This is a genomic window from Arthrobacter sp. TJ-170 (assembly GCF_058269305.1).
The window spans coordinates 31,466-57,336 of record NZ_JBZCNL010000010.1 but is presented as its reverse complement, the minus strand read 5'-3'; the positions used below and the strand labels follow the sequence as shown (position 1 = coordinate 57,336).

At 64.4% G+C, this 25,871-nt stretch carries 23 protein-coding genes, 1 pseudogene and 1 riboswitch; of the genes and pseudogenes, 14 read left to right on the top strand and 10 right to left on the bottom strand.

The features are described 5' to 3' along the window. Positions 1-14 precede the first annotated feature (14 nt). Positions 15-1,430 carry a MocR-like transcription factor YczR gene (gene yczR / locus AC4D1W_RS15630; protein WP_490892678.1) on the bottom strand — a complete coding sequence of 472 codons (1,416 nt, stop codon included), beginning with the start codon at positions 1,428-1,430 and terminating at the stop codon, positions 15-17. A 61-nt stretch (positions 1,431-1,491) separates the two neighbouring features. Between yczR and yczE the strand changes: the two genes are divergently transcribed. From yczE to AC4D1W_RS15610, 4 genes are all read left to right on the top strand, one after another. Further along, positions 1,492-2,082 carry a membrane protein YczE gene (gene yczE, locus AC4D1W_RS15625; RefSeq protein ID WP_490892677.1) on the top strand — a complete coding sequence of 197 codons (591 nt, stop codon included), beginning with the start codon at positions 1,492-1,494 and terminating at the stop codon, positions 2,080-2,082. Between the two features lie 197 nt (positions 2,083-2,279). Continuing rightward, on the top strand, positions 2,280-3,398 hold the full coding sequence (locus tag AC4D1W_RS15620) for a LolA family protein (RefSeq protein ID WP_490892676.1): 1,119 nt from the start codon (positions 2,280-2,282) through the stop codon (positions 3,396-3,398). Continuing rightward, a complete protein-coding gene (locus AC4D1W_RS15615; RefSeq protein WP_490892675.1) occupies positions 3,395-4,351 on the top strand; it encodes an ATP-binding cassette domain-containing protein in 957 nt (318 codons plus the stop codon). The genes AC4D1W_RS15620 and AC4D1W_RS15615 overlap by 4 nt, the downstream gene beginning before the upstream one ends. Positions 4,352-4,376: 25 nt before the next feature. Next, positions 4,377-5,210 carry an ABC transporter permease gene (locus AC4D1W_RS15610; protein ID WP_490892674.1) on the top strand — a complete coding sequence of 278 codons (834 nt, stop codon included), beginning with the start codon at positions 4,377-4,379 and terminating at the stop codon, positions 5,208-5,210. Between the two features lie 21 nt (positions 5,211-5,231). Here the strand turns inward: AC4D1W_RS15610 and AC4D1W_RS15605 are convergent, their stop codons facing one another. Then, positions 5,232-6,227, bottom strand: coding sequence for an adenosine deaminase (locus AC4D1W_RS15605; RefSeq protein WP_490899351.1), 996 nt, complete (start codon positions 6,225-6,227; stop codon positions 5,232-5,234). 83 nt (positions 6,228-6,310) lie between these two features. On the opposite strand from AC4D1W_RS15605, the gene AC4D1W_RS15600 reads away from it, so the two are divergent. Next, positions 6,311-6,547, top strand: coding sequence for a hypothetical protein (locus AC4D1W_RS15600; RefSeq protein WP_490899350.1), 237 nt, complete (start codon positions 6,311-6,313; stop codon positions 6,545-6,547). On the opposite strand, the gene AC4D1W_RS15595 is transcribed toward AC4D1W_RS15600, so the two are convergent. Beyond that, entirely contained in the window at positions 6,544-7,131 is a 588-nt protein-coding gene (locus AC4D1W_RS15595; RefSeq protein WP_490899349.1) for a pullulanase X25 domain-containing protein, read from the bottom strand. The two genes, AC4D1W_RS15600 and AC4D1W_RS15595, sit on opposite strands and share 4 nt — an antisense overlap. Before the next feature lie 353 nt (positions 7,132-7,484). On the opposite strand from AC4D1W_RS15595, the gene AC4D1W_RS15590 reads away from it, so the two are divergent. The 3 genes from AC4D1W_RS15590 (at position 7,485) to AC4D1W_RS15580 (ending at position 11,025) form a co-directional block, all read left to right on the top strand. Next, a complete protein-coding gene (locus tag AC4D1W_RS15590) occupies positions 7,485-7,979 on the top strand; it encodes a nucleoside deaminase (protein WP_490892670.1) in 495 nt (164 codons plus the stop codon). Between the two features lie 9 nt (positions 7,980-7,988). Further along, positions 7,989-9,497: an NCS2 family permease gene (locus AC4D1W_RS15585; protein ID WP_490892669.1), complete on the top strand. Its 1,509-nt coding sequence runs from the start codon at positions 7,989-7,991 to the stop codon at positions 9,495-9,497. Between the two features lie 196 nt (positions 9,498-9,693). Beyond that, positions 9,694-11,025 carry a glycoside hydrolase family 27 protein gene (locus tag AC4D1W_RS15580; RefSeq protein ID WP_490899348.1) on the top strand — a complete coding sequence of 444 codons (1,332 nt, stop codon included), beginning with the start codon at positions 9,694-9,696 and terminating at the stop codon, positions 11,023-11,025. Positions 11,026-11,043: 18 nt separating this feature from the next. Here the strand turns inward: AC4D1W_RS15580 and AC4D1W_RS15575 are convergent, their stop codons facing one another. From AC4D1W_RS15575 to AC4D1W_RS15560, 4 genes are read right to left on the bottom strand one after another with little or no spacing between them, the layout of a single operon-like run. Continuing rightward, positions 11,044-11,346, bottom strand: coding sequence for a DUF4193 domain-containing protein (locus tag AC4D1W_RS15575; RefSeq protein ID WP_490892667.1), 303 nt, complete (start codon positions 11,344-11,346; stop codon positions 11,044-11,046). A gap of 54 nt (positions 11,347-11,400) precedes the next feature. Next, on the bottom strand, positions 11,401-12,234 hold the full coding sequence (gene xdhC, locus AC4D1W_RS15570; RefSeq protein WP_490899347.1) for a xanthine dehydrogenase accessory protein XdhC: 834 nt from the start codon (positions 12,232-12,234) through the stop codon (positions 11,401-11,403). Between the two features lies 1 nt (position 12,235). Next, complete coding sequence (gene xdhB, locus AC4D1W_RS15565; protein ID WP_490899346.1) at positions 12,236-14,623, bottom strand: xanthine dehydrogenase molybdopterin binding subunit; 2,388 nt, start codon at positions 14,621-14,623, stop codon at positions 12,236-12,238. After that, a complete protein-coding gene (locus AC4D1W_RS15560) occupies positions 14,620-16,116 on the bottom strand; it encodes a xanthine dehydrogenase small subunit (RefSeq protein ID WP_490899359.1) in 1,497 nt (498 codons plus the stop codon). Before AC4D1W_RS15560 ends, xdhB begins: the two co-directional genes overlap by 4 nt. 248 nt (positions 16,117-16,364) lie before the next feature. On the opposite strand from AC4D1W_RS15560, the gene AC4D1W_RS15555 reads away from it, so the two are divergent. The 4 genes and pseudogenes from AC4D1W_RS15555 to AC4D1W_RS15540 form a co-directional block, all read left to right on the top strand. Continuing rightward, complete coding sequence (locus AC4D1W_RS15555) at positions 16,365-16,511, top strand: hypothetical protein (protein ID WP_490892664.1); 147 nt, start codon at positions 16,365-16,367, stop codon at positions 16,509-16,511. Beyond that, positions 16,508-17,668, top strand: a complete 1,161-nt coding sequence (locus AC4D1W_RS15550) for a N(5)-(carboxyethyl)ornithine synthase (protein ID WP_490892663.1) — start codon at positions 16,508-16,510, stop codon at positions 17,666-17,668. Before AC4D1W_RS15555 ends, AC4D1W_RS15550 begins: the two co-directional genes overlap by 4 nt. 199 nt (positions 17,669-17,867) lie before the next feature. Then, positions 17,868-18,287 carry a MarR family transcriptional regulator gene (locus AC4D1W_RS15545; RefSeq protein WP_490899345.1) on the top strand — a complete coding sequence of 140 codons (420 nt, stop codon included), beginning with the start codon at positions 17,868-17,870 and terminating at the stop codon, positions 18,285-18,287. Positions 18,288-18,479: 192 nt separating this feature from the next. Continuing rightward, a pseudogene (locus AC4D1W_RS15540) lies at positions 18,480-18,758 on the top strand (5,10-methylene tetrahydromethanopterin reductase); the annotation flags it as partial. Positions 18,759-18,763: 5 nt separating this feature from the next. Here the strand turns inward: AC4D1W_RS15540 and AC4D1W_RS15535 are convergent. From AC4D1W_RS15535 to AC4D1W_RS15525, 3 genes are read right to left on the bottom strand one after another with little or no spacing between them, the layout of a single operon-like run. After that, positions 18,764-19,990: an amidohydrolase gene (locus AC4D1W_RS15535; RefSeq protein ID WP_490899343.1), complete on the bottom strand. Its 1,227-nt coding sequence runs from the start codon at positions 19,988-19,990 to the stop codon at positions 18,764-18,766. Positions 19,991-20,039: 49 nt separating this feature from the next. Continuing rightward, complete coding sequence (locus AC4D1W_RS15530; protein ID WP_490899342.1) at positions 20,040-20,750, bottom strand: hypothetical protein; 711 nt, start codon at positions 20,748-20,750, stop codon at positions 20,040-20,042. Between the two features lie 29 nt (positions 20,751-20,779). Beyond that, the gene (locus AC4D1W_RS15525; protein ID WP_490899341.1) at positions 20,780-21,538 is read right to left on the bottom strand and encodes a DUF5058 family protein; all 759 of its coding nucleotides are present in this window, start codon (positions 21,536-21,538) and stop codon (positions 20,780-20,782) included. Positions 21,539-21,676: 138 nt separating this feature from the next. Here AC4D1W_RS15525 and AC4D1W_RS15520 point away from each other — a divergent pair, with 138 nt between their 5' ends. Together AC4D1W_RS15520 and gcvP are read left to right on the top strand one after the other, a co-directional pair. Next, positions 21,677-22,678 (top strand): Lrp/AsnC family transcriptional regulator, encoded by a 1,002-nt coding sequence (locus tag AC4D1W_RS15520; protein WP_490899340.1) that lies wholly within the window; start codon positions 21,677-21,679, stop codon positions 22,676-22,678. 85 nt (positions 22,679-22,763) lie between these two features. Further along, positions 22,764-22,861: riboswitch (glycine riboswitch) on the top strand. A gap of 145 nt (positions 22,862-23,006) precedes the next feature. After that, entirely contained in the window at positions 23,007-25,868 is a 2,862-nt protein-coding gene (gene gcvP / locus AC4D1W_RS15515; protein WP_490899358.1) for an aminomethyl-transferring glycine dehydrogenase, read from the top strand. The last annotated feature ends 3 nt before the right edge of the window (positions 25,869-25,871 follow it).

Sequence of the window (25,871 nt, the reverse complement as noted above, 5' to 3'; positions counted from 1 at the left end):
AGGGAATAGACCGGCTAGACGAGGGCCGGTTCGAAATCTGTGCTCACCCTCCGGTCTGGTTCTACCAAGCGCCACGATTCCGTGAGGATATTCACCGCCCGGCGCGTTTCCTCCTCCGGGTAGCTGAAAGGGAGACGCAGGAAGCGCTCGAAGACGCCGCCTATGCCGAACCGGGGGCCGGCACCCAGCAGGAGGCCGCGGTCACGGGCTGCCAGGGCGAGCTGCGAGCTGACCGGTTGTCCAATATTGACCCAAGTCGTGAGTCCTCCTGAGACGTGCGGCACGTCCCACTGCGGCAGCCGTTCCCGCAGCATACCCTCAAGGCGGCGGCGTCCCTCGGCAAGCTGTACCTCCCGGAATCGTAGAAGTTCGTCGTAATTGCCGAGCATTTCAAGGGCGATGAGCTGCTCCAGAATAGGGGTGCCGAGATCATGTGCGTAGCGAGCTTGCTCAAGCCGTTGGATCAGATCCGACCCCGCGCGGATCCAACCGATCCGTATCCCTCCCCACACAGTCTTACCCATGGAACCGATGAGGACTGCAGGCCCGTAAGCGGCCAGCGGGGTTCCTGCCACACCGTCAATCCGTAGTTCGGCCATGGTTTCATCCGCCACCACCATCGAGCCGTATCGAGCAGCCATCACCATGAGACGCTCACGCTGGTGTCCCGGCATAACGGCTCCTGTCGGGTTGTGGAAGTCGGGCATGACGTAGGCGAGAGCCGGTCGGGCTCGGTGGAATGCCTGCTCCAGGCCGTCGTCGTCCCAGCCCTGCCGAGGATCCACAGCGACCGGGACCAGCCGGCGACCCGCGGACTTCAGAGCCTCGTAGGCGTGCGGATAACTTGGGGCCTCCACCAATACCGTGTCCCTGCGGCTCAGGAAAGTTCTCGCCACGAGGGAAATGGCATGCTGGGCCCCTAAAGTGACCATAATTTGCCCGGGCTCGGTCGGTACACCTCGCGAGGTGTACCGATCGGCGAGGGCGCGCCGGAGCCGAGGCAGTCCAAGCGGGTCATAGCCATTGCCACTGAAGTAGGCAACGAGCTCGCCTGCGGCCCGTGCTGCAGCTTCCCCGACCTGCGGGGCAGCAGGAAGGGCTGCCTTGCTGAAGTCGAGGGCAATAGTGGCGGGTCCGTCATCGTCCTCGGGGATTGCGCCGCGCCCGGGCATAGTGACAACGCTGCCCGAGCCACGCGTGCTTTCGAGGTAACCGGCCGCGCGGAGGCGCGCGTAGGCCGCCGCTACGGTGGTCCGGCTGGTGCCGAGCTCGGCGGCGAGTTCGCGTTCGGCGGCCAGCCTTGTGCCGAGGGGAATCCGCCCATCGAGAATGAGCAGGCGAATCCGGTTGGCGAGCGCAACATAGGCGGGACCATTCGCTCGCCAGGCACCGAGGTCAGCGACAAGTCGGCGCGCTGAGAGAACCATCATGGGGCCATGATCTCACAATTGGCATCTTGATACCGGGCCAATTGTTGGTTGCACTAGTCGTATGACCCTTCTCGGTGTCCGGCGCGGCACGCAACTCCTGACCGGTCTATTCCTCTACGGCTTCTCACTCTCCATGATGATCAGGGCAACCCTCGGCGTTTCACCGTGGGACGTCCTCGGGCAGGGATCATCGCTCCAGACGGGTATCCCCTTCGGCTTCATGACCAACATCATTGGGATGATCGTGCTGTTGTTCTGGATCCCGCTGCGGCAGAAGCCCGGCATCGGGACGGTCCTCAATGTTCTTCTCGTGGGCCCCAGCGCGGAAGTAGGCCTCGCGATCCTCTCAGCGCCTGACCCCTTAGGGGCGCGGATTCTGCTGTTTTCAGGCGGCCTCGTCCTCCTCGCCGTCGCCAGCGGACTCTACATCGGCGCGCGGCTCGGCCCGGGCCCACGCGACGGACTGATGACCGGACTTCACCAACGCCTCAGTTTGCCCATCTGGCTCGTCCGCACGGCCATCGAGGGCAGTGTCCTGCTACTCGGTTGGATACTCGGCGGCCCGGTGGGCCTCGGCACAGTGGCCTTCGCCCTGCTTATCGGACCAATGGTTAGCGTGACGCTGCCGATCTTCCGCATTCCCTCTACCTGAGAAGTTGTCGGGAGGTTAGGAAGGAATCGGGACCTGCCAGTCATGGGTAGTCCTGATGTAAGCGCTCGACTTCGGGAGTTGCCGGGTGCACTACTGGTGGGCTATTCGGGCCCAAATTCCAACCCAATTCTCAGGTTGCGGGTGTAGCGTGGCGCGAAGGATCCGTTCCGCACACCACCAGAACGAGGAAGTTTGTGATGACTCGTACAGGGCGAAAATCATGGCGTCAGTGGACTCCGGCAGCCGTCGCCGCCGGAGCGGTAGGCGCAGCGGCGCTCGTGGCTCCGTTCAGCGCCAACGCAGCGGTTGACCTTCCTGACAAGACTGCCGAGGAAGTCCTCGCGCTCATCCAGGAGAAGAACGCGGACGCGTTCTCCGGCACCGTGGAGCAGAGCTCCAACCTCGGCCTTCCTGACCTCTCCACCCTTGAGGCGACAGGCGGAGGCGGACGCAACAACGACGACGGCGAAACCTCACCGGCGAGCGCCGCCGTCGAACTTCTGACCGGCTCCCACACCGCCCAGGTATTCGTCAACGGACCGGAACAGGCACGCCTGCAGGTGCTCGACCGGCTCGAGGAACGCAACGTTATCCGCAACGGCGATGATCTCTGGTACTACAACTCGGATGAGAACGAAGCCATCCACGCCACCCTTGAGGGCCATGAAAAGCCCCACGGCGGAACCCACGCACCCAACGACGTCGCCGCGCATTTCCTCGCGAAGATCGAACCGTCCACCGAGGTCACCGTCGGGTCCGACCGCATGGTCGCCGGGCGCCCGGTCTACGATCTGGTTCTGACCCCGCGCTCAACGGAAACGCTCGTGGGTTCGGTGAGCATCGCTGTCGACGGGGAAACCGGCCTCCCGCTGGGCGTTACGGTGGCAACCGCCGGCAACGGTGCCCCGGCGTTCAGCTCCACCTTCACCAGGATCAGCTACGAGGAACCCGCCGCGGACGTATTCGCGTTCACCCCGCCGGACGGTGCCACCGTCACCGAGGTCGAGCACGACGACCACAAGCACGGACACGGGCGCTGGGACGGGCACAAGCACGGCCACATGCATGATCACGCCGACATGGATGCTGCAGCGGCAGATAAGCCGACCGTCGTCGGCGAAGGTTGGGACTCCGTCGTCATTGTTCCCGCCGGGCAGCAGGAGATCCCGGAAGAACTGATGCAGCTCAGCACACCGGTCAACGGCGGACAGCTTCTCTCCACTGCACTGGTGAACGTGCTGATCACCGACGACGGCCGCATCCTCGCCGGTTCAGTCACCGTTGAACGCCTGCAGGCAGTAGCCGCGCAAGCGTGAGCGGGGGCGCCGACCTCGTCATCGAGACAGCAGGCCTGACCAAGCGGTTGGGCGGACGGAATGTGGTCAACGGGATTGACCTCGCGGTGCCGCGGGGTTCGGTCTTCGGCTTCCTCGGTCCCAACGGGTCCGGGAAAACCACCACCATCCGAATACTCCTCGGCCTGGCGTCCGCCACCACCGGGGATGTCCGGGTGCTCGGTGAGTCCATCCCACGCGCACTCCAGGAGGTCCTCCCCCGCGTCGGAGCGCTCGTGGAAGGTCCGGGTTTCTATCCGTTCCTCTCCGGCACCGCGAACCTGCTCCGCCTCGACGCCGCCGACCGCTACGTCTCCCCCTCCACCCGTCGGCAGCGCGTCGAAACGGCACTCGACCGGGTCGGGCTCTCGCAGGCCGCGAACAAGGCGGTGGGCCGGTATTCGCTCGGCATGAAGCAGCGCCTCGGGATCGCGAACGCGCTCCTCACGCACCGGGACCTGATTGTCCTCGACGAACCCACCAACGGCCTTGACCCGCAGGGAACCCGCGAGGTCCGGCATCTCGTCCGTTCCCTGACGGAGGAGGGCACCACGGTGTTTGTCTCGAGCCACTTGCTCACGGAGGTGGAGCAGATCTGCTCACACGCCGCGGTGCTCAGCGCCGGCTCCCTGGTAGCGCAGGGCAGCCTGGAGGAACTGCGCCGCTCCGGCGAACCCCGTGTCCGCGTGGTCACCCCTGATGTTCCGGAGACCCACGCCGTCCTGCGGCGCCTCGGAACCACACCCGACGACGACGGCGCCCTCACCGGCGCGCACAGCGTCACCGCGCTGCTCCCCGCTGGCCTGCCGCCGGACCGCGTGGTGCGGGCCCTCGTCGAGGCGGACGTCCGGGTGAACGGCTTCACCGTGGATCAGGCAGGCTTAGAGGATCTTTTCGTTGCGCTCACCGGGGAGGGGTTCGACGTTGTCCAGTGACACAGCGGCTATCAGTGCAAGGACCGTGTCAACGCGGGGTAGGTCTTTCGGATGGCGTTTCCTCGCGTCCGAACTGTCCGTGCTTTTCCGGCGCCGCCGTACGTGGGCGCTGCTGGCCGCACTCGCCGCGATACCGGTGCTCATTGCCATTGCCGTGAGGCTTTCCTCCGGGCCGTCGCGGGGGCGTGGCCCGGCGTTCCTCGACCAGGTCAGCCAGAACGGACTGTTCGTCGCGGTCGTCGCGACCATCGTCGCCATCCCGCTTTTCCTGCCGTTGACGGTCGGTGTCGTCGCGGGCGACACCGTCGCCGGGGAGGCGAGCACCGGTACGCTGCGGTACCTGCTCATGTCTCCGGTGGCGCGGGGGCGGCTGCTGATCGTGAAGTATGTGGGCGCCGTCGTCTTCTGCCTGGCGGCCACCTTCACCGTAGCGGTGGTGGGCACACTCATGGGTGCGCTGCTGTTCCCGGTGGGGCCGGTGACCCTGCTGTCAGGCACGAGCATCGAGGTACCCGAAGCGCTGCTGCGCATTGCCCTGGTGTGCCTCTACGTGACGCTGTCCCTGTTGGGGTTGTGCGCCGTCGGGCTGTTCATGTCCACGCTCACCGACGTCCCCGTGGGAGCGATGGCTGCGACCGTGGTGGCCTCAGTAGTGAGTCAGGTAATCGGGCAGCTTCCGCAGCTGGAGTGGATCCACCCGTGGCTGCTCACCCAGTACTGGCTGGGCTTCGCGGACCTCCTGCGCGACCCGATTGTGTGGGACTCGTTTGCAGCGAACGCCCTGCTTCAGGCGGGCTACATTGTGGTGTTCGGTGCCCTCGCCTACGGTCGCTTCAGCACCAAGGACGTGCTCGCGTAAGGCTCCCGTCATCGCGGGGCACTACTGCCTTTCGGCCCGCCAGACCTCGATCTCGGCAAGAAGCTCCCTGCGGCGCATGTCCGTGATGAAGGCGGAGCGCACCGAGTTCGTGGCGAGCTGCGCCAGCTGATCATCAGTGAAATCGAAGACGGCCTGAAGTTGGGCGAAATTGTCATCCACATAACCGCCGAAATACGCGGGATCATCTGAGTTAACGCACACGTTCAGGCCGCGTTCCATCATGCGGGGCAGCGGATGATCGGCGAGCGTATCGACAGCTCGCAGACGCACGTTCGACAGCGGACAGACAGTGAGCGGCGTCTGCTCGGTCACCAGCCGTTCCACCAATTCCTCGTCCTCCATGCACCGGATGCCGTGATCAATCCGCGACACCTTCAGCAGATCGAGTGCCTCCCGGACGTACTCCGGCGGCCCCTCCTCCCCCGCATGGGCAATGCACTTCAGACCTGCCTCGTGGGCCCGCTCGTATAGGGCTACGAAGTCGCGCGGCGGATGGCCTACTTCCGCCGAATCCAGGCCGATGCCGATGATCGGAGCATTCTCCGCCAACAGTTGCTCGAGTACTGCCAGCGCCTCCTCGGCTGGTTCATCACGCAGGAACGCGGCAATCAGTTCGGTGCTGATGCCGAACTCGTCCTCGCTGCCCTTCAGCGCGGATGCAACCCCGTTCACACAGGTGGCGAGTGAGATCCCGCGAGAGAGGTGTGCCTGCGGGTCCATCATGATCTCGGCGTGCCGGACACCCGCCGCCGCGGCGCGTGAAAGGTAGGCGCGGGTCATATCCGCGAAGTCCTGCTCCGTCTGCAGGACGGCCATGTTGTCGTAGTACAGGTTCAGAAAAGCCTGCAGATCGGCGAACTGGTACTGACGGCGCAGGTCTTCAACGTCGGCGTAGGGCAGCCTAATGCTGTTGCGCTCGGCGAGCGCGAAGATCAGATCCGGCTCCAGCGTCCCTTCAATATGCAGGTGCAACTCGGCCGTAGGCAACACAGACATGACAGCTCTTCCTTTTCGGATGTGAGGCAGGGACGCTGGACTACGCTAGCGCGGCCTGCCTCATTGATGAAAGGATCGCACCCATGACTGACAACGCCGCTGAGAGCACGCACACGCACCATGAAGATCCCCGCGAGGCGGTCGTCGAACCAGCTCCGCATGCCGGGCACGCGGCGGCGAACATCCGGGAGGAGCAGGGTACGCACGAGGCCGGCGCCGTCCCACCGGCCTACGTTGGCGGCGACGAACCCAGGGACAAGCCGGAAGACGCCGCCGACAACTCAGGCCACTGGGACGAACTGGGGCGTGAAAATCCCTAGACCAGGGCGCCGTCCAGTACGGTCACGTCGACGCCCTTCGAGCGGTGGTCGTACCGGAAGGTGACCACACCGCCGTCGTGCTGGAATACATGGTTGGCGCCGTCCCGCTCGCCGAACGCGCCGTAGTTCTCTTCCCAGGAGTGGTCGATGGCGACCTTGTACTCGTAGGTGCCCGCAGGCAGCTGCGCGGTCAGTTCCCAGCGCTGCGAGACGGGGCTGTAGGCCATCTGGACCTGCTCGGCTGCCGGCGCCCAGTCCTCGGCACCCAGGCGGTGGCCGAAGTTTCCGGCGAGGGCAACACCGTTGGGCGCAGCAGCGTAACGCGAGCCTTCCTCGGTGACGGTCCAGCCGGTGCGGCCCTTGACGATCAGGCCCGACTTCACGAGCGATGCCGTGGCTGCCGACAGGCGCTTGACGCCGCGGGCGACGCCGCCACTGAGGACTTCGCTCTCCCACTCGCTGAGCGGGACGCGGCTCACCGCTTCTGCCAGCACGTCGGCGCCTTTCACAGATTCTCCGCGCTTTTCAGCCAGGATCTGAACGATGGCCTTCAGTCGACCGGCAGTGTTGTCTTGAGCACTCATGTGTGGACCTCCAAGTAGCTGTGCTTCCATAAGAATTTTGACAGCGCATGCTCCTAATTCCGGGAGCCTCGGCGGCGTTCGGCATGTCGTGTCGGAATGTGACTGCCTCCTCCCGAGCTGAGATGCGGGAAATTCCACAAGGTGAGAAAGAAATTTCGCGAAAACTATGGTGCACGTCACAAAGCCCTGCTAACGTCATTTAACGAAGCCAACGGCGGGCTCCGCGAACCGGAGCTATCTACCAGGTGGACCTGCAAATCCCCATACCGCAGCAGTCTGGTCGCATGACACCGCTCCCTCGTTGGCGCCCGTGGACTCGAGTGATTGCTGCCCCACGTTTCGGGAGTATCACCGTGACTACCACCACCAAAGAAGAGCAGTTCCTCTCCAGAGCCATTTCCCTGGCAACTGACAACGTTTCCAACTCCGGTGGGCCGTTCGGCGCGCTCATCGTGACACTCGACGGCAAGGCATTCGAAGGAGTCAACCGGGTCACCGCCAACAATGATCCGACGGCGCACGCCGAGGTAATGGCCATCCGCAACGCCTGCGCGGCCCTCGAAACCTTCGATCTGTCCGGCAGTACCCTCTACACCAGCTGCGAACCGTGCCCACTCTGCCTATCGGCCGCCCTCTGGGCCCGGGTGGACGCCGTCGTCTTCGCAGCCGACCGGACCGACGCAGCCAAAGCCGGTTTCGACGACGCGGTGTTCTATGACTACTTCGCCACGCCTGTGGAGGACCGGTCGATGCCGGTGCGGCATCACAAACTGACTCCGTCGGCGCAAGTAACCGCCACGGCCCCCTTCGAAGCGTGGAGCACTCTCGCCGCGCGCGTGGATTACTAGGAGCACGCCATGGCTATTCTCACCGAGACCGGCGGCCACCCCGAGCCCTCCGGCCGGGGTTCAACCCGCCAACCCGTCCGCCCGGCGGCGCTGACCCCGCTCGACCGATACTTCAAAATCACCGAACGCGGCTCGACGAAGAGCCGCGAGGTACGCGGCGGCTTCGTCACGTTCTTCACGATGGCCTATATCGTCATTCTCAACCCGCTGATCCTCGGCGGATTCAGTCCCGACGCCGCCGCACTCGACGTCGAGGGAGGCTGGCTTCAGGCCACCCAGATTGCCGCCGTGACCGGGCTGACTGCCGGCGTCATGACGATCCTCTTCGGTGTTGTTGCGAACCTTCCGTTCGGCATTGCTGCCGGACTGGGGATTAACTCGTTCCTCGCCGTGTCTGTGGTCGGCGACGTCACCTGGGCCGAAGCGATGGGGTTGGTCGTCATCAACGGCCTGCTGATCGTGCTCCTGGCAGTCACCGGCCTCCGATCCGCAATCTTCAACGCGGTTCCACGGCAACTCAAGGCTGCGATCACGGTGGGAATCGGCCTGTTCATCGCCTTCATCGGCTTCGTGGACTCAGGCTTCGTTACCCGCACGCCGGGCGGTCCGCCGGTGCAAATGGGCGACGGCGGCTCCATCACCACCGTGCCGACCGTGGTCTTCATCATCGGCCTCATCACCATGGGGATCCTGATCGCCCGGAAGGTTCAGGGCGGGCTGCTCATCGGTATCGTCGTCACCACCGTGATCGCGATCATCGTCGAAATGTCGCTGCGGCTCGGCGCGGGCGGACCGGACAATCCCACCGGCTGGCACCTCAACGCGCCGGTCATTCCCTCGAACATCGTCTCGCTGCCGGACTTCAGCCTGGTGGGGGCGTTCGACCTCTTCGGGGCATTCGAACGCATCGGCGTCCTTGCCGCCACCATGTTGGTGTTCACCCTGGTCTTCACCAACTTCTTCGACGCCATGGGCACAATGACCGGCCTCGCAAAGCAGGCCAGGCTGACCGACAAGCGCGGTAACTTCCCCCGCCTGAAGTCGGCACTGGTGATCGAGGGTGTCGGGGCGGTTGCAGGCGGTGGGTCGTCGGCGTCCTCCAACACCGTGTTCATTGACTCGGCGGCGGGCATCGGTGAGGGTGCGCGGACGGGTCTCGCATCAGTGGTGACCGGCGCGCTCTTCCTGGCGGCCATGTTCTTCACGCCGCTGACCGCGGTGGTTCCGCTGGAGGTAGCGGCGGCAGCCCTCGTCGTCGTCGGTGCCATGATGGTGGCGCAGATCCGCGAGATCGACTTCCGTAACTTCTCGATCGCGCTCCCCGCGTTTCTGACCATCGTGACCATGCCGCTGACGTACTCGATCGCGAACGGCATCGGTGCCGGGTTCATCAGCTGGGTCATCATCCGCGCGTCGTCCGGGAAAGCGCGGAAGATCCACCCCCTCCTGTGGGTGGTGGCCGCCGGGTTCCTCGTCTACTTCGCCCGCGGACCGATCACGCTGTGGATGGGCGGCTAGGAGGTTCCACACGCCGAGCACAGAGGAAAAGTGCGTGAAGGTCCGGGCGGTGTCGAAGGTCGTCAGCTATGGGTGGGAATGATTCCCACAACAGCGACGATCGACGGCACCGCCCGGGCCACTTCTTTGTTCCGGAAGAACGGCGGCTAGATTGTTCGGATCAGTGACTTCATCCGGAAGGACGGGGAGATTTTTTATGACGGGAACACCCTCCAGACGCCCACCTATGGGCTGGAACAGCTGGGACTGTTACGGAACTACCGTCACGGAAGCAGAGGTGCTGTCGAACGCTCAATTCATGGCGGACTTTCTCCTCCCTTATGGGTGGGACACCGTAGTCGTCGATATCGACTGGTCGGACCCTGATGCCCGTTCGCACGGCTACAACCCGGGGGCTTCGCTGTTCGTCGATGACTACGGTCGGCTCATCCCGGATCCTGTCCGGTTTCCCAGCTCTTCCGGGGGCGCGGGCTTTGGCCCGTTGGCCGATAAGCTGCACGCCCTCGGACTGCGGTTCGGCATCCACACCATGCGAGGCATACCTCGTCGAGCAGTTGAGCTCGGGACACCGGTGCTCGGGACCAGCGCCTCCGCCGCCGAGATAGCCGATCCGGCGAATGTCTGCGAGTGGAACCCGGACATGTTCGGGCTCGATCTCTCGCACCCCGCAGCGCAGGCCTACTATGACTCGACTCTTGAGCTTTATGCCGATTGGGGCGTCGACTTCATCAAGGCCGATGACATGCTGTGGCCATACCAGAGCGCGGATATCGAAGCTTATAGCCGGGCGATCGCTCGGACGGGGCGCGCAATCGAGCTGAGTCTTTCGCCCGGCCGCGACCTGTCCCTCTCACACCTGGATCATCTCCGCCAACATGCCACGATGTGGCGTATCTGCGACGATCTGTGGGACAACTGGGACGATGTGCAGGGGAACTTCGCCCGGTTCGCGCGCTGGGCTCCCGCCGCCGGGCCCGGCGGGTGGCCTGACGGCGATATGTTGCCGCTCGGTCGCCTGGGCATCCGGGCAGAACGGGGAGAACCCAGGGACGACGGACTCACGCCGGCCGAACGCATCTCCCTGCTCTCACTGTGGGTGATCGCTCGATCGCCACTGATGATCGGAGGCGATCTACCGACGTCGGATCCGGCAACCATTGCGCTATTCACCAAGCCGGACGTATTGGCGTTGCATGCGGAAGCCACCGCGAGCCGCGAGGTGTTCCGGGAGGACGGACTCGTCTTATGGACCGCCGACGGTCCCGCCGACGTGCAGTGGGCTGCCGCGTTCAACCTCCATGACGAACCGCGTTCACTCGCCCTCGATGCGCGCAGTATTGGACTGCCCCTGTCAGCGCATGGTCAGCTTCGCGGCAGCGTGACCAACGTCTGGACAGGGGACCCGTTACCTGCAACAGCGGTTAACCGGCAGCACGACGACGCACGCGGCGTCGCGCCGGGCAGCGCTGCGCTCCAAGCCGATCTGGATGCGCATGGCGCGCTCCTGATCCGCTTCGATCCGCGATGACGCTTACCGTCCCTACTGTCAGCTTTCGCAGTCGGCGCAGAACTGCGCGCCGTTTTTCTCCCGGGCCAGCTGGCTGCGGTGCCGAACCAGGAAGCAGGACATGCAGGTGAACTCGTCCGCCTGGGCGGGAATCACGTGGATCTGAAGTTCCTCTTCGAGCATCGCGCCCGGCAGGTCGAAACCTTCGGCGGTGTCGGCTTCATCGACGTCGTTCACGGCTGTCTTCGCGGCGGAACTACGCTCAGCCTTCAGCGCCTCAAGCGACTCGTTTGCGGGCTGATCTTCTTCACGGACGCGCGGGGCGTCGTAGTCGGTAGCCATATGTGGTACTGATCCTCCTTATAGATGCGGTGCAACAGCGTACATGCACATGAGTCATTTCGCATTGCCCTCCAACGTCTGTTCGCTCGTGGCAGGGGAAGAAAGGCTCCGCAGCAGGTCGGCCGCCGCACTCACCGCGATAATCGCCGGTGCCTTCCCCGTCACGTCCGGCAACCCGATCGGGCACTGGATCCGCGCAATCTCGGCCTCGGCGTACCCTTCCGCCCCCAACTTCTGCCGGAACCGTGACCATTTTGCCCGCGAACCGATCAGCCCGACGCTCCCCAGATCCGCTCGCCGAAGTGCTGCATCACACAGCAGAAAGTCCTCGGAGTGATCGTGGCTCATGATGAACACGTGCGCGCCAGCGGGCAGTTCACCCAGGAAGGAGTCCGGCACCGGAGTGTGCACCGCGCGCACCGACGCCACCCCGGAGGTCACATCGGCCAGACGCTCGGGCAGCAACTGCTCGGCCCTGCTGTCCACCAGGTACAGGTTCATGGGCAGCCGTGACAGGATCCTGCCGAGCTCATACCCCACATGCCCGACGCCGAATACCGCCACCGCAGGCAGGGACAGGAACGGCTCAAGCAACACCCGCACCTTCCCTCCACAGCATTGCCGGCCGTGCTGCGTCACAGCATGCTCGTTCAGGGAGAACTCGGCGTTCTCTGTCTCTGCGACGCCAGCGGCCATCATCTCGCGCGCCCGGTCGATCACCGTCGCCTCGAGATTGCCGCCGCCAATGGTGCCCCAGGTGGAAGATGCGCCCACGACCATCTTTGCCCCTGCTTCCCGGGGTGAATGCCCACGTACCTCCGACACAGTCGCCAGCACACCCGGCAGGCCCGAGGACCTCAGGTGCTGCAGCGCCTCCAGCCAGTCCATGTCAACGTACTGAACTCGTGGCGGAGGTGAGCTCGTCCACGTCCAAAGAAGAGGACGACGACGGCGCGGTGACCCGCTCGATCGCCCAGAACACCGCTTCCGGAGTGGCCGGGCTGGCCAGTTCCACGGCGCAGTCCCCCGGCCCGAAGGCCGCAACTGCTTCGCGGAGAGCCTCCCGGACGCTGAACGCCAGCATTAGCGGCGGTTCACCCACGGCCTTCGACCCGTAGACCACACCGCTTTCGGTGGCCCGCTCGAACAGGTGGACGTTGAACTCCTCGGGCATCTCCGAGAAGCTCGGCAGCTTGTAGGTGCTGGCGGACTGCGTGGTGATCCGGCCGCGGTTAGCGCCGTCGGAGGTGTCCCAGCGCAGGTCCTCCAGCGTCAGCCAGCCGGCGCCCTGAACGAAGCCGCCCTCGATCTGCCCGACGTCGATCATCGGCGAGAGGCTGTCGCCGACGTCGTGCACGATGTCAGTTCGCACCTGGCGATAGGCACCTGTGAAGCGGTCGACTTCCACCTCGCTGAGCGCCGCACCGTAGCTGAAGTACTTGAACGGTTCGCCCTGCATGCGGGAGCTGTCCCAGTGCAGGCCTTCCGTCCGGTAGTACCCCGCGGCCCAGAGGGAGACCCGCTGGAAGTACGCGTCTCGGGCCAACTCAGCGAAGGTGAGCTCCGTATCGTGGAAGCCGATGCCGGTGACCTTCCCATCGTCGAAACGGACGTCGTCGGGATGGATGTTGAGCTTCCGGGCAGCGACCTCCGCCAGCCGGGAGCTGATCTGCTCGCAGGCGTTCTTGATGGCGCCGCCGTTGAGGTCCGCACCGGAACTTGCCGCCGTCGCCGACGTGTTCGGCACCTTGTCCGTCCGCGTCGGCGCTAGCCGCACCAGTGACAGCGGAATGCCAAGCGCCGTCGCAGCAACCTGCCGCATCTTGGTGTGCAGCCCCTGGCCCATCTCGGTGCCGCCGTGGTTGATCAGCACGGACCCGTCCTTGTAGACGTGCACCAGGGCACCGGCCTGGTTGAACGCGGTGAGGTTGAAGGAAATGCCGAACTTCACCGGGGTCATGCCGAGCGCCCGCTTGGTGTTAGGGTGCTGCGCGTTGAACTCCGCTATTTCCGCGCGGCGCCTCGCAACGTCGGAACGATCCGCGAGCGACTGCCAGATGGCCTGAAGCCTTTCCGCGTGCCGCACCGGCTGCCCGTACGGCGTGCTTTGACCCGGCTCATAGAAATTACGACGGCGAAGCTCGCTCGGCTCCAGTCCCAGCAAAGGTGCGCACCGGCCCAGCAGGTCCTCCATGATGAGCATGCCCTGGGGACCGCCGAAGCCGCGGAACGCCGTTTGGGACGTCTTGTTGGTCTTCGCAATCCGGCCGTGGACCTCAATGTTCGGGATGTAGTACGCGTTGTCGATGTGGCACAGCGCCCGCTGAAGCACGGGCTCGGAGAGATCGAGGCTCCAACCGCCGTCGCTGGTGAGGGTGGCTTTGAGCGCCTGGAGGCGGCCGTCGTCGTCGAACCCTACGTCCCAGCGCGCGTGGAACGGGTGCCGCTTTCCGGACATCGTGATGTCCTGCGTGCGGTTGAGCCGCAGCCTCACCGGCCGCCCGGTGAGGGTGGCGCCGAGGGCCGCGATGGCCGCAAAGCCGTGCGGCTGCATTTCCTTGCCGCCGAACCCGCCGCCCATCCGGAGGCACTGCACCGTGACGTCGTGGCTGGAAAGGTCCAGCACGTGCGCCACGATCTCCTGCGTCTCCGAGGGGTGCTGGGTGCTGCACTGGATGAACACCTGCCCGGCCTCGTCGATGTACGCGAACGAGGCGTGGGTTTCGAGGTAGAAGTGTTCCTGTCCGCTGAACTCGAACTCGCCCTGGAACCGGTGGGCTGAGTTCTCTAGAGCCGCGTCCGGCTCACCCCGCGCGATTGTCGGCCGGTTCCCCTGGAAGCTCTCGGCTTCGATGGCCTCTTCAACCGTGATCACCGACGGGAGCGGCTCGTAGTCAACCTCGACTGCCTCTGCCCCGAGACGCGCAGCCTCCAGCGACTCCCCTAGCACCCAGCACACGGCATGGCCGTAGTACATCACTTCGCTGGGGAAGAGCGGTTCGTCGTGCTTGATTCCGGCGTCGTTGACTCCCGGAACGTCCGACGCCGTCAGTACCCTCACCACGCCCGGAACCCCGAGCGCGGGCTCGGTGCTCAGGTTCACGATGCGGGCGTGCGCATGCGGCGCCTGAACAGGCCAGGCGTGCAGGACATTCTGGCTCCGGACCACGAGGTCGTCGGTGTACAGCGCTGTTCCGGTTACGTGGGCGGCGGCGCTTTCGTGGGATACGGGAACACCGACCACCGGGTTCACGGGACGATCTGCGAGCGACTTCACTTGGTCACCTCCAGTGCAGGAGCGTTCTCGGCATGGAATCGCAGCAGGGCCTGTCTCAGCATGGCCGAACGGTAGAGCGAGCTGGCTCGCATGTCATCGATCGGCGTCCCTTCACCGGCCATAACGACGGCGGCGGCCGCCACCGTGTCCGACGTCCACGGCTGGCCAACCAGCGCCTCTTCAGTTGCCAGTGCGCGGATCGGGGTGGCCGCCACGCCACCCAGCCCGATGCGAATGGAGCTTACGACGCCGTCGCTGAGCTGGAGCGCGATGGCCACCGACACACTGGAGATGTCGTCGAAGCGCCGCTTGGCAATTTTGTAGAACGCGGCGCTTTCCGCAAGCGGCAGCGGAATTCGGATGGCCCGGAGCATCTCATGGGGCTTGCGGACACTCTGGCGGTAGCCGGTGTAGTACTCCGACAGCGGCACCTCCCGCTCACCGTCGGTGGAGGAAAGGACAACCCTCGCATCGAGCGCCAGGAAAACCGGCGCGGAGTCGCCGATGGGTGAGCCTGTGGAGAGGTTTCCGCCGAAGGTCGCGGCGTTGCGGATCAGGCGTGAGGCGAACTGCGGGAACAGGTGGCTCAACAGCGGAATCCTGCCGTCGAGTGCCCGCTCCACCTCCGAGAGTGTCAGGGCGGCGCCGAGCTCGATGGAGTCGGCGTCGAACTTCAACGAGCGCAGTTCCTCGAGGCGGTCGATCGCGAGGACCAGCGGCGGCCGCGAATGCCGGAGATTGACTTCCACGCCGAGGTCCGTGGCCCCGGCGACGAGCTTCACGTCCGAGCTGTCCCGCAGGGTCTGATGCACTTCCTCGAGCGACTGCGGGCGGATGAATTCGGCCTCTTCGCTGACGCGCGTGTGCCGCGGCTCAGGGGCCGGCCGGTTCTGGCGGTCCAGCAGCGGGTCGGAGTCCGTCGGTGTATCGAGTGCGTAGGCTGCGTCGCGGATCGGCCGGTAGCCGGTGCAGCGGCACAGGTTCCCGCTCAGGGCGTGGAGGTCGAATCCGTTGGGGCCGCACTCGTGGTCGGTTGCGTGCTCTTCACCGACGACGGCGGTTCCGGTTTCCTTCGCGCTCTCCGCCGCGCTGCGCTCCGGCCGGTAGTACTCGGCCGCCATTGAGCAGATGAATCCGGGGGTGCAGTATCCGCACTGGGAACCGCCGCGGTCCGCCATTTCACGCTGTACCGGGTGCAGATCCTCAGGAGTACAGGCATCCGAGACGTTTCCTAGCCCCTCGGCGGTGATGATTTCCTGGCCGTCGAAGGCCAGCGCCGGAGGTAGGCACGCGTTGACCGAGGTCCATCGACTGCGATCGGATCCGTCAGGGCGGGCCACCAGGACGGCGCAGGCGCCGCATTCCCCTTCAGCGCAGCCTTCCTTGGATCCTGTAAGACCTTCGTCCCGTAGCCAGTCGAGTAATCGAGTGTGGGGGTTTGTCCCGCTGCAGTCCCGGACTTTGCCGTTGACGGTTACCTTGATTCCGTCCATCATTCACGCTCCCGTACGAACCGGACCGACGCGCCAACCGAACCGCCTGGACAATCCCGGACCGCGTGGAAGGTCCGTGACCAGAGTGTTCGTTACGTAGTTTCGGTGTGATCTAGCGTACACCCTTTTGGCGGAATATTGTTTCCACGATGCGGATCTATATTTTAGTTCATTCCAGTCGGCATTAGGCCGGTACCTGTAACGTTCAAAGTCAGGAACCCCCTTTCGGTTCCGTTACAGGAGCGATCATGGCTGACAAGTCCCCCCGTCAAGCAGCATCCAAGAAATCCAGCAAGTCAATCAAGGAAAAACGCGCCGACAAGAGGGCTGCGGCAGAACCGCCCAGTTCGCTGGAGAAGGCCACCGCCAAGTCTCCGAGTGCCAAAAAGAAGTGACCGTGACGACGGCCCAACTCACCCTCGGCGTCCTTTCCAGCACGCGAAAACCTGATGAACGACGCCTGGCTATGCACCCGCTGCATCTGCAGCGCATCGCCCCCAGGATTCGGCAGCACCTGATCCTGGAAGAAGGATACTGCGAGCGTTTCGGCGTTTCCGACTCCCAGCTCGCAGCGCTTGGAGGGCGCATCGCCCCGCGAGCGCAGCTGCTGGCAGAGGCCGACGTCGTTCTCCTGCCGAAACCGCAGCCCGCCGATCTTGTTGATCTCCGCGACGGGCAGGTCCTGTGGGGATGGCCGCACTGCGTCCAGGACAGGGCCATAACCCAGTTGGCAATCGACAAGAAACTCACACTGATCGCCTTCGAGGCGATGAATCACTGGGCCAGCGACGGTGGGTTCGGCCTGCACGTGTTCCACAAGAACAACGAACTGGCCGGCTACTGCTCCGTGCTGCACTCCCTGGCCCTGACCGGCTCCACCGGGGACTACGGCCGGAGGCTGAGCGCCGTCGTCATCGGCTTCGGAGCGACGGCGCGCGGCGCCGTCACGGCTCTCAACGCCCACGGCATCCACGACGTCCAGGTGCTGACCAACCGGGGAGTGGCCGCCGTGGGTTCACCCATCCATTCAGTACGGATTGCTCAGTTCGACCACAACACCGAGGCGCCGTTCCTCAGCGAGGTCATCACCGAACGCGGACGGGTTCCGCTGGCGCCGTTCCTGGCCGAGAGCGACATAGTGGTCAACTGCACGCTGCAGGACCCCAACGCGCCGTTGACCTACCTGCGCACCGAAGACCTTGAGGCTTTCCGGCCCGGCAGCCTGATCGTGGATGTGTCCTGCGATGAGGGAATGGGCTTCAGCTGGGCGAAACCGACCACCTTCGCAGAGCCCATGTTCACGGTAGGCAACCACATCGATTACTACGCGGTGGATCACAGCCCTTCCTACCTCTGGAATTCCGCCAGTTGGGAGATCAGCGAGGCCCTGCTGCCTTTCCTGGAAACCGTAATTGCCGGTCCCGCGGCCTGGGCGGAAAACGAGACCATCAGCCGCGCGATCGAAATCCGCGACGGCGTGATTCAGAACAAGGACGTGCTGCAGTTCCAGCAGCGCGAGCCGGAGTACCCGCACCTCCCGTTGCCTGCCTGAAAGCTCAGGCAGCTCCATCCACGCCGCACTGTCGGAGGAGGCCATGCATGGCCTCCTTCTCGACGTCCCGGCGCTTGGTCGCAGCAGAAGGTAAGGTTGCTTGAAGTGAGTGTCCGTCTGGGGCTATTCCGGTTCCCTAGTGTGTTTCGAAGAGCACGGACATGAATTGTTTCCCGGTTGCACGCCTAAGTAGGTGCACGTGAATACAGCACAGTGGACAACCAGTCGCCTGTTAAGTACCGCCGCCCGTTTCAACGAGCATCATCAGAACTTGCGTCTGATGGATCTGAACGTCACCCAAGCAGGTGCAACTACGCTGAAGGCGCTGTCAGACAGTGGTCCGATCAGCCAAATTGATCTTGCCTGCCTGGTTCATGTTCAGGCTCAAACCATGGGAAAAATTCTGGAGAAGCTCGAACTCAAAGGATTGGTATCCAGGGCCCGCAACATCAAGGACAGGCGCTCAATACGCATCAGCCTCACGCCGCGCGGCAAAATACTATCGCGGCGTATCGAGGAGACGAATAAGGTCCAGGCGGAATCGGTCGGGTTCTCAGACCAAATCCTACGGAGCCAGCTGATCACCATCATCACCCGTCTCGAAACCACCCTCGTCTGACCCGGAACGAGGGCGGGTTCGCTCCCGACATCCAATAGCGGTTTGCCTTCGGTTGGAACGTGGTGACCGGGTCTGCGAACCTTCCCCCAGCAGACACCCGTGATCTAACCGGCGGGTGCGTCGCCCCGCGGCGTGGGTTTCGCGGCAGGGAACGCGCAGGGCACGCGGAGGCGATCCTCGTCGTCTCCGCGTCCCAACCTGGTCGGTTCCGGCGCGGAGGTCGCCGACGAGCTTATTGCCTGGGTCGACGAGACCGACGTCGACGGGTTCAACCTGGCCTACGCCATCACTCCAGGAACGTTCGAGGACATCGTGAAGTACGTGGTGCCAGAACTGCAGAAGCGCGGTGCCTACCAAACTGAATACGCTCCCGGAACGCTCCGGAACAAGCTGTTCGGCAGGGGCGACCGGCTCCCGGAGGACCACAAGGGGAGCGGCTACCGGGTCGGGACTGCAGCCCGGCAAGTGTAGCTCTCCTAGAGGCCTACCTTGGATAGGATTGCCGCCACCGCAGCCTGCACCCCGGCCGTGAGGGTCGGCTCCATGGCGGGCCCGAAGAACGGTGAATGGTTCATCGGGACGGGATCAGTATCCAGGGTCTCCTGGGTATGGCCGCCGAAGAACCAGAATACGGAAGGGACGCCGATGGACTCCGCGAGCAGGCCGAAGTCCTCCGAGCCCATCAGCGGCTCAACCTCTTTGACGTTTCCCTCCCCCAGTTCCTGCTGCAACGCCTCCACCACCTGAGCCGTGGCCTGGGGGTCGTTGTAGTTCTTGGGGAAGGTGTAGAGCTCCTCGATGGTCGGCTCTGGTGCGTTGGACGCGTTCGCTTCCGCCGTGATGATCCGCCGCAGGGCATCAAGCACCTTCATGCGGACGGCATCGTCGAAGGTGCGCACGTTGAGCGTGAATTCAGCGCTGGCGGGGATGATGTTTTCCTTCAGCCCGCCATGGAAAGTTCCGACCGTGACCACCGCCGCCCGCCGGGGATCCACTTCACGGGAGACGATCGTCTGAATCCGCGTGATGATGTGCGCACCCAGGACAATCGGGTCGACGGCGTCCTGCGGCTGAGACCCATGGGACTGGCGGCCTTGAAGCGTGACTTTCCAGGAGTCGGCCTGGGTCATGGTGTGCCCGGTGGCGTACTGGATAGTGCCCGAGAGCCCCGGCATGACATGTTGCCCGTACACGACGTCCGGTTTCGGCGCCTTGTCCCAGAGCCCGTCCTCGACCATGGCTTTCGCTCCGGCCGCCGTTTCCTCGCCGGGCTGGAAGATCAGCACGATGGTTCCAGCCCAGCGGTCCCTGGAATCGGCGAGGAGCTTTGCTGCCGTCAGCAGTGTTGCCGCGTGGGTGTCGTGTCCGCACCCGTGCATGACGGGGACTTCGGTACCGTCGTCGAGCTTGCCGGTGGCGGTGCTGGCGTAGGGAACGCCGGTGTCTTCCCGGATGGGCAGGCCGTCGATGTCCGCGCGAAAGGCGACCACCGGACCGTCCCCGTTGCGCAGGATTCCCACTACACCGGTGCCACCGCAGCGGAAGGTCTCGATCCCTGTTTCTTCAAGTTCGGCCTGGATCAGTGCGGATGTCCGGTGTTCCTGCATAGACAGCTCAGGATTGGCATGCAGGTGCCGGTAGAGGTCGTGCATTTCGGCGCGCTGCTCGTCAGAGAGCAGGGGGGTTGCCAGTGTCGTGATCATTTCTCGTGGCCTCTCTCTTGCGGAATGTTCGGTCGACTGCTCACGGTTTTCAGGAAACGGGTTGGATCTCCTTACGAGCAAACCAGGCGATGATGATCGTGGCGATGACCGAGATCGCTGTGGAGACCATCGTGAGTCCCGGCACCATCGGCAGCAGAACGAATTGCACCACCAGGACCACAGCGAATGCGATCAGAGTCGGCCGCAGTTGCTTCATCGAGATGATCGCCTGAACGATAACTGCGCCCATCACCGCCGGCAGGACATAGACGCGGGCGACGTCGGTGACCCCGGCCGGCACCACGCTGATCAGCCAGGTTCCCAGAATTCCAACAAATATCAGCAGCGACAGCAGATGGACGGCCGCCGCCCCGCAGATGGCCATGATCGCGGCGAAGTTGCCGCGCTCGGTCCCGGGCCTGGCGCCGATGCTGGTCTGCGCAACGAGCACTGAGGGCAGGAGTTTGTTCGAGATGTTGCCGATCATGAACGCCTGGTACATGGCGGCCGGGCCGAGGATCGGGAAGTACGTGATCGGCTCCACGAGCCAGATGACAAAGAAGGTGCCGAGGACGGCGGCAAGAGCGGTCCACAACTGCGTGGACGTGATGCCGAGGTTGCCGAACAGGACCAGGTAGAGCGGTCCCGCGACGGAGATGATGAGACCGGCGATCATGGTCAGCCGCCCCCACCGGGAGGTTGTGCGGTCGAATTCCTGGAGATCTGCTGCGACCTGTGCAGGACTCAGTGTTGTGCTCACGGGATCGTTCCTTCCGGACAGTTGGGCGGTCATGCGACTGGTCCGAGACCGGCGCTGTGGGCGGTGTAGGCAACGACGAGGCCCGCGACAATGGCGAAGCCGAGGCCCCACTCCCGGAGCCAGCCCCGGTTCAACCGCTTTGCAAGGTACAGGCAGACCGCCATGACCGCTCCCGCTGTAAGGAGGGTGATGAGGTGGGCGCTGCTCTTGGGAATTTCACCGATTCCGATAGAGATGAAGGCGGCAAGCAACGCTGCGGCGGGAACGACCGTCATGATCAGCGGGTTGACCTTCGCAAGTTTATGCTCGCCCCGCTTGAGCAGGGGAGTTGCAATCAGCGTAGTGAGCATCCACATCGCCCCGCCGATGCTCATCGCGAAGAACGCGACGGCGAAGACCTGCTGAGTGTATGTGGCGCCGCCCAGGGTGGCATCCATGGTCGTCGCGGCGATGTTGGCGGCACCGGTCTCGTAGGCGGCCGATCCGATCAGTCCAATCCTCACAAGGACGGCCGGCGTACCGAAGAGCGCCAGCAGCGCAATCGCGACGAGCACGACGGCGAGTGACGGCCCGATTGCCGCAACGGCACCGGAGCGGAACGACGTCTTGAGTTCGGCGCCGCTGATCCCGGCTGCGGGAGCCGCCTTCCGTGCGGCGCGAATGTAGATGATGGATTGAAGAATGATGACGGCGAATACGCCGAGCGCACACGCCCACAGCACGGGCATGTTGGCGATGGAGAGAATGTTCGTCGAGCTGCCATTCTCCACGATCTGGGTGGGCGTCATGGGGAGCCTTCCGGGTAAGTCACTGACGGGTAGAACACTTGTTATTCATTGTGAAGTGAGCTGCACCACATGATGCGAAATCCCTGATAATTTACAAACCGGAGAGTTTTTCTGAAGAAAGTGATCATGGAGGCAAGCATGGATCTCGACGAAGAGGACCTGCGGCTCATCAACGCACTGCAGATCGGCCCCCGGCTGCCATGGACAGTTGTCGGCGAGGCACTGGGCAGGCATCCCACCTCCCTTGCCGCACGGTGGGACCGCCTGGTGGCGGCCGGGGCGGCCTGGATTACGGCACATCCCGTCGGCAGCCCGGACCAGATGTCCCTGTCGTTCCATGACGTGCAGTGTGATCCAGCCCGACGGGAGGATGCGGTGCGCGCTATCGCCGGAATCCCGGATGTCTTCACTATCGAAGAGTGTTACCGGAACCGGGACATGATGCTGACAGTCATCACTCCAACCCCGACCTGGCTGGTCGAATTCGTGTACCCGCAACTGGACCAAGTACCCGGGCTGACCCGCTACGAGACGTCGTTCTGCACGAAGCTTCACTACGGCGCATACAGCTGGCGGCTGGACACACTGACCGCGGGCCAGCGGAAAGCACTCCAGCATGCTGCGGGCAGCCGTGCACCGCACCGGGGAGCACTCCCGCCCAAGTACCGCCCGATCATTCAAGAGCTGAGCCGCAACGGTCGCGCCACCGCAGCCCAGATCGCGGAGGTAGTCGGCCTGCACCCGGCGACTGCTCGGCGGCAACTCCAGAAGATACTGGACGCCGGCGTCCTGTCCTTCCGCTGTGAGGTGGCCAACGGGCTGGTCGGGTACCCCATCATCTGCCAGTGGTTCGCGCGCCTTCCGGCCAGCCGGCACGACGACGCCGCGGCGCAACTGGGATCCTTCGGCGCCTTACGCCTGTGCGCCTCAACCACCGGTGCGACGAACTTCATGTTCATGATGTGGCTGCGCACGGCCGCCGACATCATGGCAGTCGAACAGGCGGCGGCAGAGCGCATCCCCGACCTCGAGCTGGTTGAAAGCGTCGTGATCGCGAACGTCCGCAAGCGCGTAGGCTGGATGCTCAACCGGGATGGCACCGCGACAGGCGAGGTCACCGTACCGGGCAATGCCTGGTGAAAGGTGGCCTGCACCTCGACTTGCGTGAAAGTTCAACCAACCGGTATGGTGTGAAGCGCATCACCCATAAAGTGATGTGTGCCTTGGATCCGCGGCGGGAGAGTCCTGCCGGTACGTTCAGTAGGCGCCGTAGGAGCAAATCCTCCCCAGGAATCTCTCAGGCCCACGTACCGCCGCGGCGAGGCAACTCTGGAAAGCAGTCCGGGTAACCGGACTCACCGACGGTGCAAGTGAGGCCTGGCAACAACAGGCAACGCGGAAACTCTCAGGTCCAATACAGAGCGGGGAGGAACCCAGATCATCGTGGCGCAAACGCGCCACCTGAATGATGGAGTTCCTCGTGACGATCCAGTCATCCCGTTCAACCTTTGCAGACCGCCATATCGGTTCCCGCCGCCAGGCCGACATCGACACCATGCTCAAGGCTGTCGGCTACGACAGCGTTGACGGCCTTGTAGACAGCGCCGTCCCCGATTCCATCCGACAGGACAAGCCCCTCAGCCTGGACAGTGCCCTCAGCGAAGTAGAGGTGCTCACGGCGCTGCGCGGGCTGGCAGCCAAGAACAAAACCGCCGTTCAGATGATCGGCCAGGGCTACTACGACACGGTCACTCCTCCGGTCATCCGCCGAAACGTCCTTGAAGCCCCCGCCTGGTACACGGCCTACACGCCGTACCAGCCGGAAATTTCCCAGGGCCGGCTTGAGGCGTTGCTGAACTTCCAGACGATGGTCCAGGACCTCACCGCACTTCCGGTGGCGAACGCCTCCCTCCTCGATGAAGCCACCGCTGTCGTCGAAGCCGTGCTGCTGATGCGGCGCGCGAACAAGAACAAGACCGCACGTGATGGCAAGACCGTCGTCGACGCCGACTGCCTCCCGCAGACCATCGCCGTCGTGCTTGGCCGCGCGGAAGCTCTGGGTTTCGAGGTCGAGGTAGCTGACCTCTCGGAAGGACTGCCCGACGGCGACATCAACGGCATCGTCTTCCAGCAGCCGGGTGTCTCCGGCCGCGTGTGGGACCAGTCCGCCGTCATTGCCGAGGCGAAGGACCGCGGCGCGCTGGTGACCGTAGCCGCGGACCTTCTGGCCCTCACCCTGATCACCCCTCCGGGCGAGCAGGGTGCGGACATCGCCGTCGGCTCCAGCCAGCGTCTGGGCGTTCCCCTGTTCTTCGGCGGGCCGCATGCTGCGTACATGGCGGTGCGCGAGGGCATGGAGCGTACGCTTCCGGGACGCATCGTCGGCGTTTCCAAGGACAACGCCGGGGTCCCCGCCTACCGCCTGGCCCTGCAGACCCGCGAGCAGCACATCCGCCGCGAAAAGGCCACGTCCAATATCTGCACCGCGCAGGCCCTGCTGGCCATCGTCTCCTCGTTCTATGCCGTCTACCACGGCCCTGATGGGCTCAAGGCCATCGCGGAGACCGTCCATAACAACGCCCGGGCACTGGCGGCCACGCTCCGGGCTGCCGGCTGGGAGCTGATGAGCGGTTCCTTCTTCGACACCCTCACCGTCCGCGCACCGGGCGATGCCTCCAAGATCATCTCCGCGGCCGAAGCACGCGGGATAAACCTCCGCTTCATCGACGCCGACACCGTCGGCATCTCAGTCGATGAAACGACGACGCCGGAAAGTCTCTCCGCCGTGTCCGCCGCCTTCGGTGCCGGTCCGGTGAAGGAAACCCAGGGCTTCGAACTGCCCGGCACGGTGCTGCGCACCTCCGAATACCTGCAGCACCCGGTGTTCAACACGCACCGCTCGGAGACCCAGCTGCTGCGCTACATCCGCAGGCTCTCCGACCGGGACCTGGCACTGGACCGCACCATGATCCCGTTGGGCTCCTGCACCATGAAGCTCAACGCCACCGCCGAGATGGAAGCCATCTCCTGGCCGGAGTTCGCCTCAATCCACCCGTTCGCGCCGGACTCCCACACTGAAGGCTGGCGTGAACTGATCTCGGGGCTGGAAACCGACCTCGCCGAAATCACCGGCTATGACCAGGTCTCTATCCAGCCGAACGCCGGCTCCCAGGGCGAGCTCGCCGGGTTGCTGGCCATCCGCGGCTACCATTCCTCCCGCGGGGAAGCTCAGCGCAACGTCTGTCTGATCCCGGCCTCCGCCCACGGCACCAACGCCGCCTCCGCAGTCCTGGCCGGCATGAAGGTTGTCGTCGTGGCCACGGCTGCGGACGGCACCATCGACCACGCGGACCTGGACGCCAAGATCGAGGCCAACAGGGATGCACTCTCGGCAATCATGATCACCTACCCGTCCACGCACGGCGTTTACGACGCGGATGTGCGCGAGGTTTGCGACGCGGTGCACGCGGCCGGCGGGCAGGTCTACGTCGACGGCGCCAACCTGAACGCTCTCGTGGGGCTGGCACAGCCGGGCAAGTTCGGCGGCGACGTCTCCCACCTGAACCTGCACAAGACATTCTGTATCCCGCACGGCGGCGGTGGACCGGGCGTCGGGCCGGTGGCTGCAAAGGCCCACCTGGCACCGTTCATGCCGGGTGATGCCAACCGCGGAGGTACCAACACGGCCGGCGTTCCGATCTCGGCGTCGCGCTTCGGCTCCGCCGGAGTGCTGCCGATCTCCTGGGCGTATGTAAAGCTCATGGGCGGTGCAGGTCTGACCGAGGCCACCAAATCGGCCCTGCTGGCAGCGAACTACGTTGCCTCGCGGCTGGACGAGCACTTCCCTGTGCTCTACACGGGTGAAAGCGGACTCGTGGCGCACGAGTGCATTTTGGATCTGCGCGAACTCACGGCGCGCACGGGAGTCACGGCCGAGGACGTTGCCAAGCGCCTGATCGACTTCGGGTTCCATGCCCCCACGCTGTCCTTCCCTGTGGCAGGAACGCTGATGGTGGAACCCACCGAGTCCGAGGACCTCACGGAAATCGACCGCTTCATCCAAGCCATGATCACCATCCGGCAGGAAATGGAGCAGGTAGCCGACGGAGTCTTCTCTGTCGAGGACTCGCCGTTGCGCAACGCACCACACACGGCTGCCGCCGTCGTCTCCTCCGACTGGGCACGCGCATACCCGCGCGAACAGGCCGCGTTCCCGGTCTCCTCACTGAATCAGGACAAGTACTTCCCGCCGGTCGGCCGCGTTGACGGGGCAGCGGGCGACCGCAACCTCGTCTGCTCCTGCCCCCCGCTCACAGCTTTTGAGAACTAAGGA

What these genes read in the sequence shown, in the direction of transcription:
- yczR (WP_490892678.1), bottom strand. Translation starts at nt 1,430, where the DNA reads ATGATGGTTCTCTCAGCGCGCCGACTTGTCGCTGACCTCGGTGCCTGG.
- yczE (WP_490892677.1), top strand. Translation starts at nt 1,492, where the DNA reads ATGACCCTTCTCGGTGTCCGGCGCGGCACGCAACTCCTGACCGGTCTA.
- AC4D1W_RS15620 (WP_490892676.1), top strand. Translation starts at nt 2,280, where the DNA reads ATGACTCGTACAGGGCGAAAATCATGGCGTCAGTGGACTCCGGCAGCC.
- AC4D1W_RS15605 (WP_490899351.1), bottom strand. Translation starts at nt 6,227, where the DNA reads ATGTCTGTGTTGCCTACGGCCGAGTTGCACCTGCATATTGAAGGGACG.
- AC4D1W_RS15600 (WP_490899350.1), top strand. Translation starts at nt 6,311, where the DNA reads ATGACTGACAACGCCGCTGAGAGCACGCACACGCACCATGAAGATCCC.
- AC4D1W_RS15595 (WP_490899349.1), bottom strand. Translation starts at nt 7,131, where the DNA reads ATGAGTGCTCAAGACAACACTGCCGGTCGACTGAAGGCCATCGTTCAG.
- AC4D1W_RS15585 (WP_490892669.1), top strand. Translation starts at nt 7,989, where the DNA reads ATGGCTATTCTCACCGAGACCGGCGGCCACCCCGAGCCCTCCGGCCGG.
- AC4D1W_RS15580 (WP_490899348.1), top strand. Translation starts at nt 9,694, where the DNA reads ATGACGGGAACACCCTCCAGACGCCCACCTATGGGCTGGAACAGCTGG.
- AC4D1W_RS15575 (WP_490892667.1), bottom strand. Translation starts at nt 11,346, where the DNA reads ATGGCTACCGACTACGACGCCCCGCGCGTCCGTGAAGAAGATCAGCCC.
- xdhC (WP_490899347.1), bottom strand. Translation starts at nt 12,234, where the DNA reads ATGGACTGGCTGGAGGCGCTGCAGCACCTGAGGTCCTCGGGCCTGCCG.
- AC4D1W_RS15560 (WP_490899359.1), bottom strand. Translation starts at nt 16,116, where the DNA reads ATGGACGGAATCAAGGTAACCGTCAACGGCAAAGTCCGGGACTGCAGC.
- AC4D1W_RS15555 (WP_490892664.1), top strand. Translation starts at nt 16,365, where the DNA reads ATGGCTGACAAGTCCCCCCGTCAAGCAGCATCCAAGAAATCCAGCAAG.
- AC4D1W_RS15535 (WP_490899343.1), bottom strand. Translation starts at nt 19,990, where the DNA reads ATGATCACGACACTGGCAACCCCCCTGCTCTCTGACGAGCAGCGCGCC.
- AC4D1W_RS15525 (WP_490899341.1), bottom strand. Translation starts at nt 21,538, where the DNA reads ATGACGCCCACCCAGATCGTGGAGAATGGCAGCTCGACGAACATTCTC.
- AC4D1W_RS15520 (WP_490899340.1), top strand. Translation starts at nt 21,677, where the DNA reads ATGGATCTCGACGAAGAGGACCTGCGGCTCATCAACGCACTGCAGATC.
- gcvP (WP_490899358.1), top strand. Translation starts at nt 23,007, where the DNA reads ATGGAGTTCCTCGTGACGATCCAGTCATCCCGTTCAACCTTTGCAGAC.